General features: G+C 35.6%; 13 protein-coding genes. 9 read left to right on the top strand and 4 right to left on the bottom strand.

The genetic code is table 11. The features are described 5' to 3' along the window. The first annotated feature begins 47 nt into the window (after positions 1 to 47). From BSU00_RS09405 to BSU00_RS09395, 3 genes are all read left to right on the top strand, one after another. On the top strand, positions 48 to 1,280 hold the full coding sequence (locus BSU00_RS09405; protein ID WP_105004140.1) for a DEAD/DEAH box helicase: 1,233 nt from the start codon (positions 48 to 50) through the stop codon (positions 1,278 to 1,280). Positions 1,281 to 1,476: 196 nt separating this feature from the next. Beyond that, entirely contained in the window at positions 1,477 to 3,018 is a 1,542-nt protein-coding gene (locus BSU00_RS09400; RefSeq protein ID WP_105004139.1) for a DUF1800 family protein, read from the top strand. 29 nt (positions 3,019 to 3,047) lie between these two features. Further along, the gene (locus tag BSU00_RS09395; protein WP_105004138.1) at positions 3,048 to 4,688 is read left to right on the top strand and encodes a DUF1501 domain-containing protein; all 1,641 of its coding nucleotides are present in this window, start codon (positions 3,048 to 3,050) and stop codon (positions 4,686 to 4,688) included. Here BSU00_RS09395 and rsmG read toward each other — a convergent pair. Then, positions 4,685 to 5,317, bottom strand: a complete 633-nt coding sequence (gene rsmG, locus BSU00_RS09390) for a 16S rRNA (guanine(527)-N(7))-methyltransferase RsmG (RefSeq protein ID WP_105004137.1) — start codon at positions 5,315 to 5,317, stop codon at positions 4,685 to 4,687. The two genes, BSU00_RS09395 and rsmG, sit on opposite strands and share 4 nt — an antisense overlap. Positions 5,318 to 5,459: 142 nt before the next feature. Here rsmG and BSU00_RS09385 point away from each other — a divergent pair, with 142 nt between their 5' ends. The 4 genes from BSU00_RS09385 (at position 5,460) to BSU00_RS09370 (ending at position 9,888) form a co-directional block, all read left to right on the top strand. Then, positions 5,460 to 6,551 carry an acyl-CoA desaturase gene (locus BSU00_RS09385; protein ID WP_105004136.1) on the top strand — a complete coding sequence of 364 codons (1,092 nt, stop codon included), beginning with the start codon at positions 5,460 to 5,462 and terminating at the stop codon, positions 6,549 to 6,551. A gap of 29 nt (positions 6,552 to 6,580) precedes the next feature. Continuing rightward, the gene (locus BSU00_RS09380) at positions 6,581 to 7,768 is read left to right on the top strand and encodes a pyridoxal phosphate-dependent aminotransferase (protein WP_199176782.1); all 1,188 of its coding nucleotides are present in this window, start codon (positions 6,581 to 6,583) and stop codon (positions 7,766 to 7,768) included. 399 nt (positions 7,769 to 8,167) lie between these two features. Beyond that, positions 8,168 to 9,526 (top strand): DEAD/DEAH box helicase, encoded by a 1,359-nt coding sequence (locus tag BSU00_RS09375; RefSeq protein ID WP_105004135.1) that lies wholly within the window; start codon positions 8,168 to 8,170, stop codon positions 9,524 to 9,526. Then, positions 9,523 to 9,888, top strand: a complete 366-nt coding sequence (locus BSU00_RS09370; protein WP_233188684.1) for a Na(+)-translocating NADH-quinone reductase subunit F — start codon at positions 9,523 to 9,525, stop codon at positions 9,886 to 9,888. Before BSU00_RS09375 ends, BSU00_RS09370 begins: the two co-directional genes overlap by 4 nt. 348 nt (positions 9,889 to 10,236) lie before the next feature. On the opposite strand, the gene polA is transcribed toward BSU00_RS09370, so the two are convergent. Further along, positions 10,237 to 13,050 carry a DNA polymerase I gene (polA, locus tag BSU00_RS09365; RefSeq protein WP_105004134.1) on the bottom strand — a complete coding sequence of 938 codons (2,814 nt, stop codon included), beginning with the start codon at positions 13,048 to 13,050 and terminating at the stop codon, positions 10,237 to 10,239. A gap of 170 nt (positions 13,051 to 13,220) precedes the next feature. Between polA and BSU00_RS09360 the strand changes: the two genes are divergently transcribed. Both BSU00_RS09360 and BSU00_RS09355 read left to right on the top strand, forming a co-directional pair. Then, positions 13,221 to 14,441 (top strand): metallophosphoesterase, encoded by a 1,221-nt coding sequence (locus BSU00_RS09360; RefSeq protein ID WP_105004133.1) that lies wholly within the window; start codon positions 13,221 to 13,223, stop codon positions 14,439 to 14,441. Positions 14,442 to 14,522: 81 nt separating this feature from the next. Further along, complete coding sequence (locus BSU00_RS09355) at positions 14,523 to 14,816, top strand: co-chaperone YbbN (RefSeq protein ID WP_105004132.1); 294 nt, start codon at positions 14,523 to 14,525, stop codon at positions 14,814 to 14,816. Here BSU00_RS09355 and BSU00_RS09350 read toward each other — a convergent pair. Together BSU00_RS09350 and BSU00_RS14065 are read right to left on the bottom strand one after the other, a co-directional pair. Continuing rightward, positions 14,788 to 15,276, bottom strand: coding sequence for a polysaccharide deacetylase family protein (locus BSU00_RS09350; protein WP_369820314.1), 489 nt, complete (start codon positions 15,274 to 15,276; stop codon positions 14,788 to 14,790). The two genes, BSU00_RS09355 and BSU00_RS09350, sit on opposite strands and share 29 nt — an antisense overlap. After that, positions 15,227 to 15,460 (bottom strand): polysaccharide deacetylase family protein, encoded by a 234-nt coding sequence (locus BSU00_RS14065; RefSeq protein ID WP_369820313.1) that lies wholly within the window; start codon positions 15,458 to 15,460, stop codon positions 15,227 to 15,229. Before BSU00_RS14065 ends, BSU00_RS09350 begins: the two co-directional genes overlap by 50 nt. Between the last annotated feature and the right edge of the window lie 4 nt (positions 15,461 to 15,464).

Here is a 15,464-nt window from a genome sequence, read left to right as displayed (position 1 = left end):
CTAGGATATAGTCTTTAGCTTTGTACTACCTTTGTAAAAAATAGTTCATGCAATTCTCTGATTTAAAACTAAGTAAATCCATTGGTAAAGCACTGATGGAAAACAAACACCATACGGCAACACTTGTACAGCAGCGGGTAATACCTATTGTTTTGGATAATAAAGACTTGGTAGTTACTGCCCAAACAGGAAGCGGGAAAACTGCTGCTTTTGCGCTGCCGCTTTTAGAAGGTTTGTTGGAAACTCAAGATGCTGAAAAAGGAGAAAAGAAAATTCGAGCATTAATTCTTAGTCCAACTAGAGAATTGGCCATGCAAATAAAAGAGAGTTTTCAAACTTATGGGGCGTATACCAATACCAGAGTTATGGCTATTTTTGGGGGAGTGTCTAGTATCCCACAAAAAGAGCAATTAGCAAAAGGAGTAGATGTATTAATTGCTACCCCTGGAAGGTTTATCGATTTGCACAAGCAAGGAGTATTAGCGCTACAACATGTAAAGACATTGGTTCTCGACGAAGCAGATTTAATGTTAGATATGGGCTTTATAGGTGCGGTAAAGCAGATTGAAAAATTGTGTCCGCGTAAGAAGCAGATATTAATGTTTTCGGCAACCATGCCAAATAAAATAAAAGAATTATACAAATCTTTGCTAGTGGCACCGGAGATAGTTACTATTACTCCATCGGAAACAGTGTCTAAAAATATTGGGCAATTGTTGTATTATGTTCCGAAGAAAAATAAAACCGACTTGTGTTTGCATTTGTTGAGAAATACGATTCATGGGAAGATTATAATTTTTAGACGTACCAAATTTGGGGTAGATAAACTAGAGAAGACATTGCATAAAAATGGCTATAAAGTAGTTAGTTTACACGGCGATAAAAGTCAAAGTCTTCGCAATGCTGCTTTGGAAACGTTTAAGAATACTAAAGCTTCTATTTTGATAGCAACCGACGTTGCGGCTAGGGGTATTGATATTCCTAAAATAGATGCTGTTATAAACTTTGATATCCCTAATATTGCGGAAACCTATGTACATAGAATAGGAAGAACAGGAAGGGCCGGTAAATCTGGAATAGCATTATCTTTATGTAGTGCCGATGAAAGTACATACATTAAAGATATTCAAGAATTAATGGAGCGTAAAATAACGGTTAAAGAAGAGCATCCTTTTCCATTACACAAGTCCAAGCCCAAAAAACAACCAAATACAATAAGTACACATAAGAAAGGCAGAAAATCTAGTAATTCCAAGAAGAACAAGAAACGTTGGTATTGATTTTTTGGAGACTTTTGAATTCGGGTTGGCTCGCTACCTTACCAATTTACCTTACAGAAAATTAAAATTTCCTTATATTAGCGATATCCCCTTAAGCACTTTTTATGGAAAGTCTACAGCAATTTAATGAAAAATTAGGGTTGCGAAGAGCAAAACATTTTTTACGTAGAACCTCTTTCAACTATACAAAAAAACGATCAACGAGTTCGCTGCTTTAACCCCAGAACAAGCCTTTGCGCAACTTATTGCGTCGAACACAAATGCATGGCAAGAGCCCTACGACCCACTTCCGGCCTCTAATCCTGATGGGTATTGGACATCTTCTACAGCGCATCCGAATGTTTTTACAGGTCAAGCGAGAAAACGAAGAATTGTAACATCTTGGTGGTGGTATAACGCTATAACTCAGAATTCGTTACAGCAAAAATTAACCTTTTTTTTACATACTTCATTTACGATTTCTAAAGATGACGGCGCTGGTTCTTCTACACATTTTTTTGATCACCTTCGGTTATTAGAACAGTACGCTTTTGGAAACATTAAAAGCTTAGCAAAAAAGATAACTTTTGATAATTCCATGTTGAATTATTTAGATAACACACAAAATAACTCTAACAATCCAAATGAAAATTACGCAAGAGAATTTTTAGAATTGTTTACCATTTTAAAAGGCCCGCAAATAGGAAGTGGTGATTATACAAATTATAAAGAGATTGATGTTCAGCGGGCTGCCCAAGTTTTTACAGGTATAAAAACACAGGCAGATCGAAGTATTGTAGATGAAGATACCAAGCTTCCGAAAGGAAGAATAGCCCTTAATAGACATGATACAAGTGACAAACAATTCAGTAGTGCCTTTGACCATACAATTATTACAGGTGGAACTACTGAGGAAGCAGTAAAAGAAGAGTTAGACGCCTTTGTAGAAATGATTTTTGATAAAGAAGCCACAGCTGTATCCTTTTGTAAAAAGTTATATCGCTACTTTGTAAAGAGCGAATGGGATACGGAAGTAGAGGAACAAATTATAGTTCCTTTAGCAGCAACGCTCAAAAGTACTAATTATGAAATATTACCAACGCTAAAAAGGCTATTACTATCTGAACATTTTTTTGATGAAAGTGATGCTAATACACAAGATGAAATTATCGGAAGTATCGTAAAAAGTCCCTTACAACTACTTAGTGAAACCCTCTCTTTTTTAGCTGTAGAAATACCAAATCCAATTACTGATAGTACTAATTTTTATTCTTTCTTCAATTTTATACACAATTCATTTTTAGCTGCAGCTGGAATGAATTTATGGGGTCCTGACTCTGTGGCAGGATACCCTGCATATTACCAAGAACCTGATTTTGATCGGCATTGGTTCTCCTCGAATACTGTTCTGGCACGGTATAAAATGATAGATTGTTTACTTTCTGGCAGAAATAGAATTGGAAACAATGGAAGGATTCCTGTCGCTCTCGATTTGCCTTCATTCGTAAAAGAGAACATGAGCGACCCTTATGATGCGATTGCCTTAATTACAGAGCTGTCCGATTATTTATATCCAGAGTCAATTTCAGAGAGCAGAAAGCGTTACTTCTCTGAAAATTTATTAGAAGGATTCCCAGATTATTATTGGACTACTGCTTGGGTAAAATATGAGAGTGATGGAGATGAAACTGTAGTTAAATCTCGGTTAAATGCATTATTATCTCGTATGATTAATGCTCCTGAGTTTCAGCTGATGTAGCGAGTTTTAAAATTTTAAATGTGTACAAAATGAAAAGACGTTCTTTTATTAAACTTACTTCGGCAGTTTCAGCACTTGGTCTAATGCCCTTTGAATTAAAAGCAATGCTGCAATCTACAGATCTTGCAAGTTGCGGAGATGTATCTAACAGAAAATTAGTGTTGATTAATTTGGCAGGAGGGAATGATGGATTGAATACGGTAATTCCTTTAAACTACTATGATCAATATTCTAATTTAAGGCCTTCCATAAAAATTCCTAATACGGGTGCTAAAAGCTACATTACACTAGATAATACTTTGTCAGAAGAGCAGCAAATAGGATTGCATCCGGCGCTTACAGGATTTAAAGGGTTATACGATCAAGGACAATTGCGAATTTTACAAGCTGTTGGGTATCCCTCTCAAAACAGGAGTCATTTCGCATCCAAAGATGTATATGCAACTGGAAACGATGGGAATAGTTGGGAGAATGGTAAAGATTCGGGTTGGATAGGTAGATTTATTGAAAAATATTACGCAAATGAATTGCTTGAGAATTATCCTCTAGGAGTTCAGATAGGTTCGAATAAGACCGACTTAGGTTTTCATGGTGAAGAGGAACACGGATTGGCAATTAATATATCCGGACAAGATCCATCGGGTTTCTATACAGAATTAGAAGGACTAGGAGGGCTGCCTCCAGAAAACATTCCTTCGTCTCATTTTGGAGTAGAGTTGTCGTACATTATTAATACTGGTGAATTATCTAATCAATATTCGCAATCGATCTCAACAGCTTTCAATGCTGGTTCTAATGCTAAAGAATATCCAGATACCGATTTGGCAAACCAATTAAAAACAGTAGCTCGTTTACTAAGTGGGGGTTTATCTTCTAAAATATATATGGTCCGTATTGGTGGTTTTGATACCCATAATAGTCAAAATCAAGACGCAGGGGATGTAAATGGGAAGCACAATACTTTACTGGAAACAGTATCTGATGCGGTTTCCGTTTTTATGCAAGATTTAACGGAGCAATCCCTGGCAGATGACGTGGTTGGTTTAACCTTTTCTGAATTTGGAAGAAAGGCAAAGGAGAATGGGAACTTAGGAACAGATCACGGAGAGATTGCACCAATGTTTGTCTTCGGGAATCCGGTTAACGGTGGTGTTTCCGGAACTAATCCAGATTTGTCGGAAGCCACGCAGGATAATAATTATCAAATTAAAACCGTACAATTTGATTACAGACAAACTTTAGGAACCTTGTTACAAGATTTTTTAGGGGCAAGTAATTTGGTAATCGATAACACCTTTTTTAACAATTCTTTTAACGAAAGTTTTGCCGAGAGTAAAGTTCAAGAATTAGTAAAAGAAACACATTCTGTAGCTTCGGGTTGTTTTGGCGATACTTTGTCCTTAGACGACACATTTATTAACGATAGTGAGACTAAGTTTTTTGTATATCCCAATCCATTTTCAGAGGTATTATACATCAATTCGCTTTACGAAGATTGGGAAATAACGTGTAAAATTTATACGAACAGTGCAAAATTAGTTTTTACAGGAAGCTTGCAAGCTTTCGGCAATAGTAAAGCCATACCAATGCCGAATTTGGCCACTGGCGTGTATTTCTTATCTATTAACCACAGGGGTAAAGTGGAACGACATAAAATATTTAGACTCTAGCTTCCTTTATATTTTATGGGAAGGTGTACTACTTTTTTGGTTTCAAAAAAATCTTCATCAAAAAAATCAGTAAGTGGGTATACCGTTGCTTTTGGAAATTTAGACAACTCCAAAGTTAAGTCACCACCTTTCAGGTACAAGATACCGTTTTTAAGCGGGTGTTGCTGTTTTTTGTGTACTTTGTTTTTCACCCATCGGTGAAATGTTTCCATTTGTGCAACAGCTCTACTCACAATAAAATCGTATGTTTCCGAGACTTCTTCAACTCTTCCATGAGTCGTTTTAACATTTTCAAGACCGAGCCCTTCCACAACTTCTCTAACGACTTTAATTTTTTTACCAATAGAATCTACAAGATGAAATTGTGTTTCAGGAAATAAAATAGCCAATGGAATTCCGGGAAATCCACCTCCTGTTCCAACATCCATGACCTTAGCTTTCGGTTGAAACGCCATTACTTTTGCAATTCCTAAAGAATGAAGTACGTGTCGAAGGTATAATTCATCAATGTCTTTTCTAGAAACTACGTTAATCTTTAAATTCCAGTCTTTGTATAATTCCTGTAATTTTTCAAATTGTTCTATTTGTTTTTCAGACAGGTTATTAAAGTATTTTTGTAAGATTTCCATAGGTGCTGATTTCTATGCAAAAATAAAAAACAAAATGGTTTTGTTTATTTTTTATTACAAGTTATTATTATCGTTAAAAAGTCTCTAAAAATTCATAAACAAAGCGTAAAACAATTACTTTTGTAATCTAAATACATTTCGTATGAAAACCGTTAACTTCTCGAGAATCGATAATAAAAAATTTTTTAGAACTTTAAATAAAAGAGTTAATACTTATTTTAAAGAGAACAATCTAAAGCGAACAGGTAATTGGAAACTCTACTCCAAGGCAATTGTTATGTTTGCGTTATTTATCGTTCCATTTATTTTGATTCTAACCTTAGATATTTCCCAATGGATTAAACTTTTACTTGCCGTTGTTATGGGTGTAGGAATGGCAGGAGTTGGAATGAATGTTATGCACGATGCCAACCACGAGTCTTTTTCTAGCAACAAATGGGTAAATAAGCTCATGGGAAGTAGTATATACATATTGGCTGGAAATGTGTACAACTGGAAGGTACAACACAACGTATTGCATCACACCTATACGAACATCAAAGATCATGACGAAGACATTGATGCTGGTCGAATAATCCGTTTTTCCAAGCACGCCAACTGGATGTGGATTCATAAATTTCAGAAGTATTATTCTTTTTTTCTGTATGGATTATTAACTATTAATTGGGCGATTACCACAGATTTTAAGCAAATGCATAGGTATTTAAAACGAAAATTATCTTACGGTAAATTTCCAAACCCAAAAGCAGAATGGACCAAATTGGTAGTATCGAAGTTGTTTTACTATTCTTTCTGGATTGTTTTACCTATTGTAGTGCTACATATTTCTTGGTGGAAAGTATTACTAGGATTTTTTGTAATGCACTACACTGCAGGGATTATATTAAGTGTTGTTTTTCAATTAGCGCACGTGGTTCCAAAAACAGATATGCCTTTGCCTGACGATAAAGGAAATATGAAAAATACCTGGGCAATTCACCAGTTGTATACCACAGCAAATTTCGCTCCTAAAAATTGGTTTATTAATTTTTATACCGGCGGACTGAACCATCAAGTGGAACATCACATTTTTCCTCATATCTCGCATGTACACTACAAGAAATTAGCAAAAATAGTGAAAGAAACCGCATTAGAGTTTAATTTGCCTTACAACGAATACAAAACAACTAGAATGGCAATTATAGAACACTTTAAACACCTTGCCGAGCTTGGTAAAAACCCACAACTAGCGTAAAAATAAACAACACAAATTATTTTAAAAAAATGTCAGACGCATTATCCAAAAGAATTAACAGTTTACCTGTTTCTCAAACATTAGCAATGGCTGCAAAAGCCAGAGAATTAAAATCTGAGGGAAAAGATATTATTAGCCTTAGTTTGGGAGAGCCCGATTTTAATACACCAGATTTCATTAAAGAGGCTGCTGTTAACGCTATTAATGAAGATTATAATTCCTATACACCCGTAGACGGATATGCTGAGTTAAAAGAGGCAATATGCACCAAATTCAAACGAGACAATAATCTTACTTACAAACCTAGTCAGGTTGTGGTGTCTACAGGAGCGAAACAGTCGATAGCAAATGTAGCCCAAGTTCTATTGAATCCTGGTGATGAAGTTATTTTACCAGCGCCGTATTGGGTTAGTTACTCTGCAATTGCTACTTTGTGTGAGGCAAAATTTGTCGAAATTCCGTCCTCTATAGAAAATGACTTTAAGATCACTCCAGAACAATTAGAGGCCGCAATTACGCCAAAAACAAAAATGATTTTCTTTAACTCTCCTAACAACCCAAGCGGTACCATTTATACGGAAGAAGAGTACAGAGCTTTGGCAAAAGTTTTAGAGAAACACCCTCAAATTTATGTGCTTTCTGATGAAATCTACGAGCATATTAATTACGGCAGTAAGCTTTTTAGTTTTGCAGCGATTGAAAATATGTACGAGCGAACGATCACTGTTAATGGTTTGGCCAAAGCTTTTGCAATGACCGGTTGGAGGATAGGATTTATAGGCGCTCCTGAATGGATCGCAAAAGCGTGTACAAAAATGCAAGGTCAGATTACCTCGGGAACAAATTGTATTGCACAACGTGCTGCTATAACAGCGGTTTTAGCGGCTCCTCAAAAAGTTCAATACATGGTAGAGGAATTTCATAGACGTAGGGATATTGTTTTAGATTTATTGGGAGAAATAGAGGGAATTAGACTAAATGTTCCTGCAGGAGCTTTCTATATATTTCCCGATGTTTCTAACTTTTTTGGAAAGACAATAGCTGGAAGAATTATTGCAAATGCTAATGATTTTTCAATGCTTTTACTAGAAGAGGCAAATGTAGCTACCGTAACTGGCGAGGCTTTTGGTGCTCCTGATTGTATTCGATTGTCTTATGCAACCTCTGAATCTCAACTAAGGGAGGCTATGCACAGGATAAAACAGGTACTACTTTAGTACTTTTTTATAATACTTCGATAAAAAATAGTTTCTCTGTAAGGAAAACTAACGTTCATAGACCAAGTAAATGATTCAAAAGGATAAGCATGTAATTTCTTGTATTTACATCTTATCCTTGTTCATTCACTCCCCCAATTATAAATAAATCATAGATGACATCGTATCACTTAATGTGTCATTTTATAACACTAGCTAACGTTAAATATCATGAGTAACTGTCCCAGCTGCAATGCTAAAGTATTTCGAAGAGTAAAACGCACTCCAATAGAAAAGTTTTTATTGATTTCGTCAAAATTTAAATGTCAATCTTGTAAACGCATTTTTTACAATACCTTGTTTAAGTCTTGGGTGTAATTTTATAACTACAGAAACCGTACCTTTGTCAAAAAATTCAAAATGGTTTCTTTTTCAGATATAGATTTGTCTAATCCACTTCGGAATGCAATCGAAGACCTCGGTTTTGAAACACCAACTCCTATTCAAGAGCAAGCCTTTCCAATTCTCCGATCTGGAAGCGATATGGTTGGAATTGCACAAACCGGAACCGGTAAAACATTTGCATATATTTTACCTATTTTAAGAGATTTAAAGTTTTCGAAACAACAACATCCTAGAGTATTAATTCTAGTACCTACAAGAGAATTAGTAATTCAGGTGGTAGAGGAAATCGAAAAATTAGCAAAGTATATGACACTTCGCACAATCGGGGTGTATGGAGGAGTAAATCTTAATAGACACAAAGAATTGGTGCTTCAGGGTTCGGATATTATTGTTGCTACGCCTGGTCGTTTGTATGATTTGGCCTTGAGTAATGTTTTAAAACTAAAATCCATTCAAAAACTCGTTATTGATGAGGTGGATGTAATGTTAGATTTAGGCTTTCGATTTCAAATCCTCAATATTTTTGATCTGCTTCCGCAACGCCGTCAAAATATAATGTTTTCTGCAACCATGACAGGCGACGTTGATGCATTAATCGATACCTACTTTATTGCGCCCAAAAAAATAGCCATTGCCGTAAGCGGAACACCCTTAGATAACATTGAACAGGTTTCGTATGACATTCCAAATTTTTATACAAAAATTAACCTATTAAAAAACTTCTTCTCCAATGCTACGGTATTTAAAAAAGTATTGGTTTTTGCACCAAATAAGCGAAATGCAGATAGAATTTTTAATAGTATTAAAGAGGAGTTTCCAAATCAAGTTTGCGTAATTCACTCGAATAAAACTCAAAATTATCGCTTGCGCTCGATTGAAGAATTTAACAAGGGGAATCATCGAATTTTAATTGCTACGGACGTAATTGCAAGAGGGTTGGATTTACAAGAAATTTCGCACGTGATTAGTTTTAACCCGACGCAGTATCCAGAAAATTATATGCATCGAATTGGTAGAACTGGTCGCGCAAAGCAAATGGGAAAATCTATTTTATTAACTACGGAAAAAGAGCAAGGTCAAAAACAGCAAATTGAGGCGTTGATGGATTATACCATTCCTGTAGTTGAGATTCCTGACCATATAGAAATATCGAAAGAATTAACGGAAGAAGAACGACCAGATGAAGGAAGAGAACAATCTAAAAATAGAACTTCTTTAGAGTATGTTCCCGGTCCTGCATTTCACGAAAAAAAGGAAAAAAATAAGAAAGTAAACCTCGGAGGTTCGTACCGAAGAGAAATTTCCAAGAAGTATAAAAAGCCTAAAACGAGAGGGGATAAAAATTATAATAAACGCAACAAGAAACGCAAATGATGCAGGCATTAACAGAGCAAGAATTACACAATTTAGGAATGAATATCGTTGGTAAAAAGTTGCAAAAAATGGGATATGAATTTGTAGCAGTGAATAGTGCCCTTAAAAAGCATCCTCAATTTGTTCTTTTTAAAAAAGGAGAGCCAACCATATTTGTATTGGTAAAAGTTACGAACAACATTCAAACGCCCCACGATTATGACAAAATATGGATGGAAACCTTTGTAACCCATGCCAAAAAACAGAATGCAAAAGTGTGGTTCGCTGGTATCGGTATCGCCAATGCGGAGAGTATTGAATTGCCTGTATTTAAAGATAAGCCCTATTATGTAGCTTTCGATGATTTTACGAAGGTATTGTAAGAATTACCCTTGTTATAAGTAACTTCTTAGTAGTGAGTTTTTTACGTATATCGTAAAGATTTCATGAAATTATGCATTCTTTCTGTATTTTAACCGATAAATAGAGCAAAAGTCATTGGTTTTCAGTTAATTATCCTTAAATTTGAATTGGGGAAATTTTAAATTGTTATCAATGAAGCAAAAACTACTTAAGGGGGTTCAAAGGGTTTTTAGAAATTTATCATTGATTTTAGCAGAGTTTGGCAAAGCAGCCGGACACGCAATCAGTCATTAAAAAAACCTTTTGAACAAGGAAGCACGCATTTAGAAAAATGCGTGCTTTTATTTTTAAAAGAGATATTTAAAATATTAATGGGCCTCTAACCAGTTTTGTCCGATTCCAATTTCTACATCTAAAGGAACTGAAAGCTGGAAAGCATTTTCCATTTCTTCTTTAATGATTGGTTGTATTATTTCCAATTCTTCTTTATGTGCGTCAAAAACTAGTTCGTCATGAACTTGTAGTAACATTTTGGAGGCAAATTTTTCTTTTTTAAACCTTTTGTGTATGTTGATCATTGCTAGTTTAATGATATCAGCAGCACTTCCTTGAATTGGGGCATTCACGGCATTTCTCTCTGCTGCTCCTCGTACTATTGCATTTCTAGAATTTATGTCTTTTAAATATCGTCTTCTTTTTAAAATGGTTTCTACATATCCATTTTCTCTTGCAAAATCAACCTGTTTAGCCATGTAGTTTTTAAGGTTTGGATACGTTTCGTAATAAGCATCAATAAGCACTTTTGCCTCCTTTCTACTCAAGGAGGTTTGGTTACTAAGCCCAAAAGCAGAAACGCCATAGATGATACCAAAGTTTACAGTTTTAGCATTACTTCGCTGTTCTCGGGTCACTTCTTCAATCGGAACCTTAAAGACTTTAGAAGCAGTAGAGGCATGAATGTCCTCTCCTTCCTGGAATGCTTTTATCATTGTTTTTTCCGCACTAAGAGCGGCAATAATTCGCAGCTCAATTTGACTGTAATCTGCAGCGAGCAACACATAATTTTCATTACGTGGAATAAAAGCTTTTCGAACTTCTTGCCCTCGTTTAGTTCGTATCGGGATATTTTGCAAATTAGGATTTGTAGAGCTTAATCTACCTGTTGCTGCTACTGCTTGTGCATATACCGTGTGAATCCTTCCTGTTTTAGGGTTTATCTCGTTTGGAAGCGCATCCACATAGGTGTTTTGAAGTTTTTTAAATTGGCGATAGCTAAGTATGTTAGCAACTATTTCATGATCTTTAAGCGAAGATAATACATCCTCCGCTGTGGAATATTGCCCAGTTTTTGTCTTTTTTGGTTTCTCAACCAAACGTAACTTTTCAAATAAAATTGGGCCTAACTGTTTGGGAGAAGCAATATTGAATTCTTCTCCGGCAAGGGAATATATTTTTTGTTCTAAAGTTTCAATATCATTTGTCAATTCTTTGGAAAGTTCCTTTAAAAAGGAAGTATTAACATTGATTCCTTCAATTTCCATATCGGTTAAGACAGAAACTAAAGGCGTTTCTACCTCAGAAAATAAATTGGACAGGTTACCGTTTGCTAATTCTTTAGTAAAATGTTTTTTTAATTGTAATGTGATATCCGCATCCTCTACAGCATATTCGGTTTGTTTGGAGAGGGATATATCTCTCATAGAAAGCTGGTTTTTTCCTTTTTTACCGATTAGCGTTGTTATAGGAACTGGCTGATAATTTAAGTAGGTTTCAGAGAGTACATCCATATTATGGCGCATGTCAGGATTTATTAGATAATGCGCAATCATGGTATCAAATAGTTTTCCTGTAACAGGGATGTCGTAGTTAGACAAGACTTTGATATCGTATTTTATATTGTGACCAATTTTTTCAATACGTTCTTCGGTGAAAAACGGCCGAAATTCTTGCAGTATTTCTCTGGTTTCATTTTGTTCTTCTGGTAAACTTAGGTAGTATCCTTTTCCAGCTTCCCAAGAAAAAGAAATGCCGATGATCGCTACTTCTAAAGATTTCAGTCCTGTGGTTTCTGTATCAAAACAAACAGAGGTTTGTTGTAAAAGTTTTTCTAAAAGCAGTTTTCTACTTACGGGTGATTGCACTATTTGGTATAAATGGTCTGTATTTTCAATCGTTTTGAAACCATTTATCGTTTGCTCCTCAGAGATATTTCCCGAACCAGGAGCTGAAAATAAATCAAACTGCTGTGCTACTTTGACAGTTCCCAAAGCGCCGGAATTACTAGCTTTTTCCTGGGTATTTGCATACGATCTTTGGATGCTATCTGCAAGACGTCGAAATTCAAGATCTTGGAATATTGCAATAGTTTTGTCGAGGTCTGGTTTTTCAAATACAAGTTTATCTTTATCTAAGTTTACTGGCACGTCTAGCATAATTGTAGCCAATTGCTTTGATAACAATCCTAGTTCTTGATTTGCTTCTACTTTTTCTTTCATTTTACCCTTTAGCTCATGGGTATTTGCAAAAAGCCCTTCCATACTTCCGTAGGCAGCTATAAATTTCTTCGCGGTTTTATCTCCTACGCCTGGTAACCCGGGGATATTATCTACTGCATCTCCCATCATTCCCAAATAATCAATTACTTGTTCAGGTCGTTCCACTGAAAATTTAGCTTTAACTTCTTCAATACCCCATTTTTCATAACCATTGCCCATTCTTGGTGGGCGATACATGAATATATGTTCAGATACTAATTGGGCGAAATCCTTATCCGGAGTAACCATATAAGTGTCTAGACCTTGTTTTTCTGCTTTTTTTGCGAGTGTTCCAATAATGTCGTCGGCTTCAAATCCTTCTTTTATGATAGCTGGAATATGCATGGCCTCAAGTATTTTTTCTATGTAAGGGACAGCAACTTTAATAGCCTCAGGAGTTTCCTGTCTGTTGGCCTTGTATTCCGGAAAAGCTTCTAGTCGTCCTGTGCTGCCACCTTTGTCAAAACAAACAGCTAAATAGTCTGGTTTTTCTCTTTTAATTACATCGAGCAACGAATTGGTAAAACCAAGAATCGCTGAGGTATCTACACCCTTAGAGTTAATTCTTGGATTTTTTATAAAAGCATAATATCCTCTAAAAATTAGAGCGTATGCATCGAGTAAAAAAAGTCGTTTTCTGTTTGCCATAATCGTATGTAAAGATGTTCGAGAGTAGCTTGTATCCTAGCATCTTCTTAGAGGTTTTCTAATAGTACAGGTTGTGATACTCCTAAAGGGTAAAACTACGAAACTTTAACAAGATGTTAAAAAATGATTTTTATAATTACCGTTATCTTTGTAGGCTTAAACTGATGTATATGTCCCGTTGGCTAACCCTAATTATAACAGGAGCACTATTACTTTTTATTGAAGTGTATGCGTTTCAAAGTATAAAAACTTTAACTAAAAATAAAATAATTCGCTACAGTTGGATTTTAGGTGGTCTCTTTGTTTATGTGTATTTCTTTTACATAATTGCTACCTACGATCGTAATAACGGGCAAACACCAAGGTCGCAATGGGCTTTCGGAATTTTACTTTTAGTACTCTTACCAAAGCTAATTCTCGTTTTATTTATGTTTGGAGAAGACCTGTTTCGGTTTGTGAAAAAAGGAATCACTTTTTTCTCTTCCTCCGGAATTAAGGATCTCGATAGCAGAAGAGCATTTGTCTCAAAAATAGCCTTAGGAATAGCTGCCTTGCCATTTATGAGTATTTTATACGGAGTGATCAAAGGAAAGTACAATTATAAAGTTGTTAAGTACCAATTAGCTTTTAAAGATCTTCCGGATGCCTTTGATGGCTTCACTATTACACAAATAACAGATATTCATTCGGGGAGTTTTGACAACAGAGAAAAGATAGCTTACGGAGTAGATTTAATAAACCAACAAGAATCGGATGTCATCTTATTTACTGGAGACATTGTAAATAACTTTGCCCGTGAAATGGATGATTGGATTCCTGTATTTGAGAAATTGAAGGCCCCAATGGGTAAGTTTTCGATTCTAGGAAACCACGATTATGGCGATTATTCCAACTGGAAAAATGAAGCAGAGAAAGTAAAGAATTTTAATGCGATCAAAGGAATTCATCCTAAAATTGGTTTTGATCTATTACTAAATGAACACCGATACATAGAAAAAGACGGACAAAAAATTGCACTTGTAGGCGTTGAAAATTGGGGAAAAGGTTTCAATCAGGCTGGAGATTTAGAAAAAGCCGCTTTAGGAGTTCAAAAGGATGATTTTAAAATTTTACTTTCCCATGATCCAAGTCATTGGGAATACAAAGTAAAAACCGACGATTTTAACTATCAGTTAACATTGAGTGGCCATACCCATGGATTGCAATTTGGCATTGAGATACCTGGGTTCTTTCGATGGAGTCCGTCACAATATGTATACAAGCAATGGGCGGGATTATATCAAGAGTTTGGTAGGTACATCAATGTAAATAGGGGTTTCGGGTACCACGCTTTTCCGGGAAGAGTGGGTATATGGCCTGAAATTACCGTTATTGAATTAAAAAAAGCCTGATTAGTAGTATTTTAAAGATTAGATAATGCCTAGCTAACAAAAAATTAGTATTTTTGAGAGATTTATCTAAAATCAATTTTTATGACAAAATTTGGTGAAATTATAGGTGTCGATAAACCAGTGCTAATTGATTTTTATGCCGATTGGAGTGAATCTGAACCAAGTTTAGATACTCTTAGGGACGTTGCTGCCGCTCTTGGAGACCGGGCTAAAGTAATCAAGATCGATATTAGAAAAAATGAAATTCTAGCCGATGCCCTTCGTGTAAAGGGAAATCCTACTTTCATGATTTACAAGAATGGAGAAATGAAATGGCGCCAAACTGGAGAACAAGATGCCAATACACTTATTGGTTTAGTGCAGCAGTATTTCTAGCGCCTAGTCCTTCAAAACTATATCCTTCTCGTTTGTATGCTTCTAGAACTTTAGGTAGCGTATGGTATAAGTTTTGTTTAGCTTTAATGCTATCATGAAAAACTACCACACTTCCTTTTCTTGTATTTTGTTGTACGTTTCGAAGACATTTTTCTGGAGAAACTCTAGGGTCGAAGTCGCCCGATATCACATCCCACATCACAATTGTATATCCTTTTTCTCGTAGCTCCTTGGCGTAGGATGTTTTGATAATTCCATAGGGAGGTCTAAATAGTTTCTCCGTATTTGTTACTTGTTTACAATGGTCATGTATTGTTTTTTCTGCCTTGTAGACATTGGCAATATAGGTGGCTTTACTTACTTTTTGTGCATGCAGGTGGTTAAAAGTATGGTTCCCTATATGATGCTTTTCACTTACGATTTTGCAAAATATCTGGGTGTTTTTGAATGTTTTCTCCAATACAAAAAAAGGTGGCTTTTGCATCGTACTTCTTTAATTCGGTCAAAACAAATTCAGTGACTTCCGGAATGGGGCCGTCATCAAAAGTTAGGTAAATTTCTTTTGTGTTGGTAGTAAAACTCCATATGTAGTTTGGGTATAATTTCTTTACTATATATGGAGTTTTAATAGGGTATAAGCGCATGCTT

Source organism: Tenacibaculum sp. SG-28 (genome assembly GCF_002954385.1).
GTDB lineage: Bacteria > Bacteroidota > Bacteroidia > Flavobacteriales > Flavobacteriaceae > Polaribacter.
Note: the sequence above shows the minus strand (reverse complement) of the source record. Positions and strands in the feature narration are given on the sequence as shown.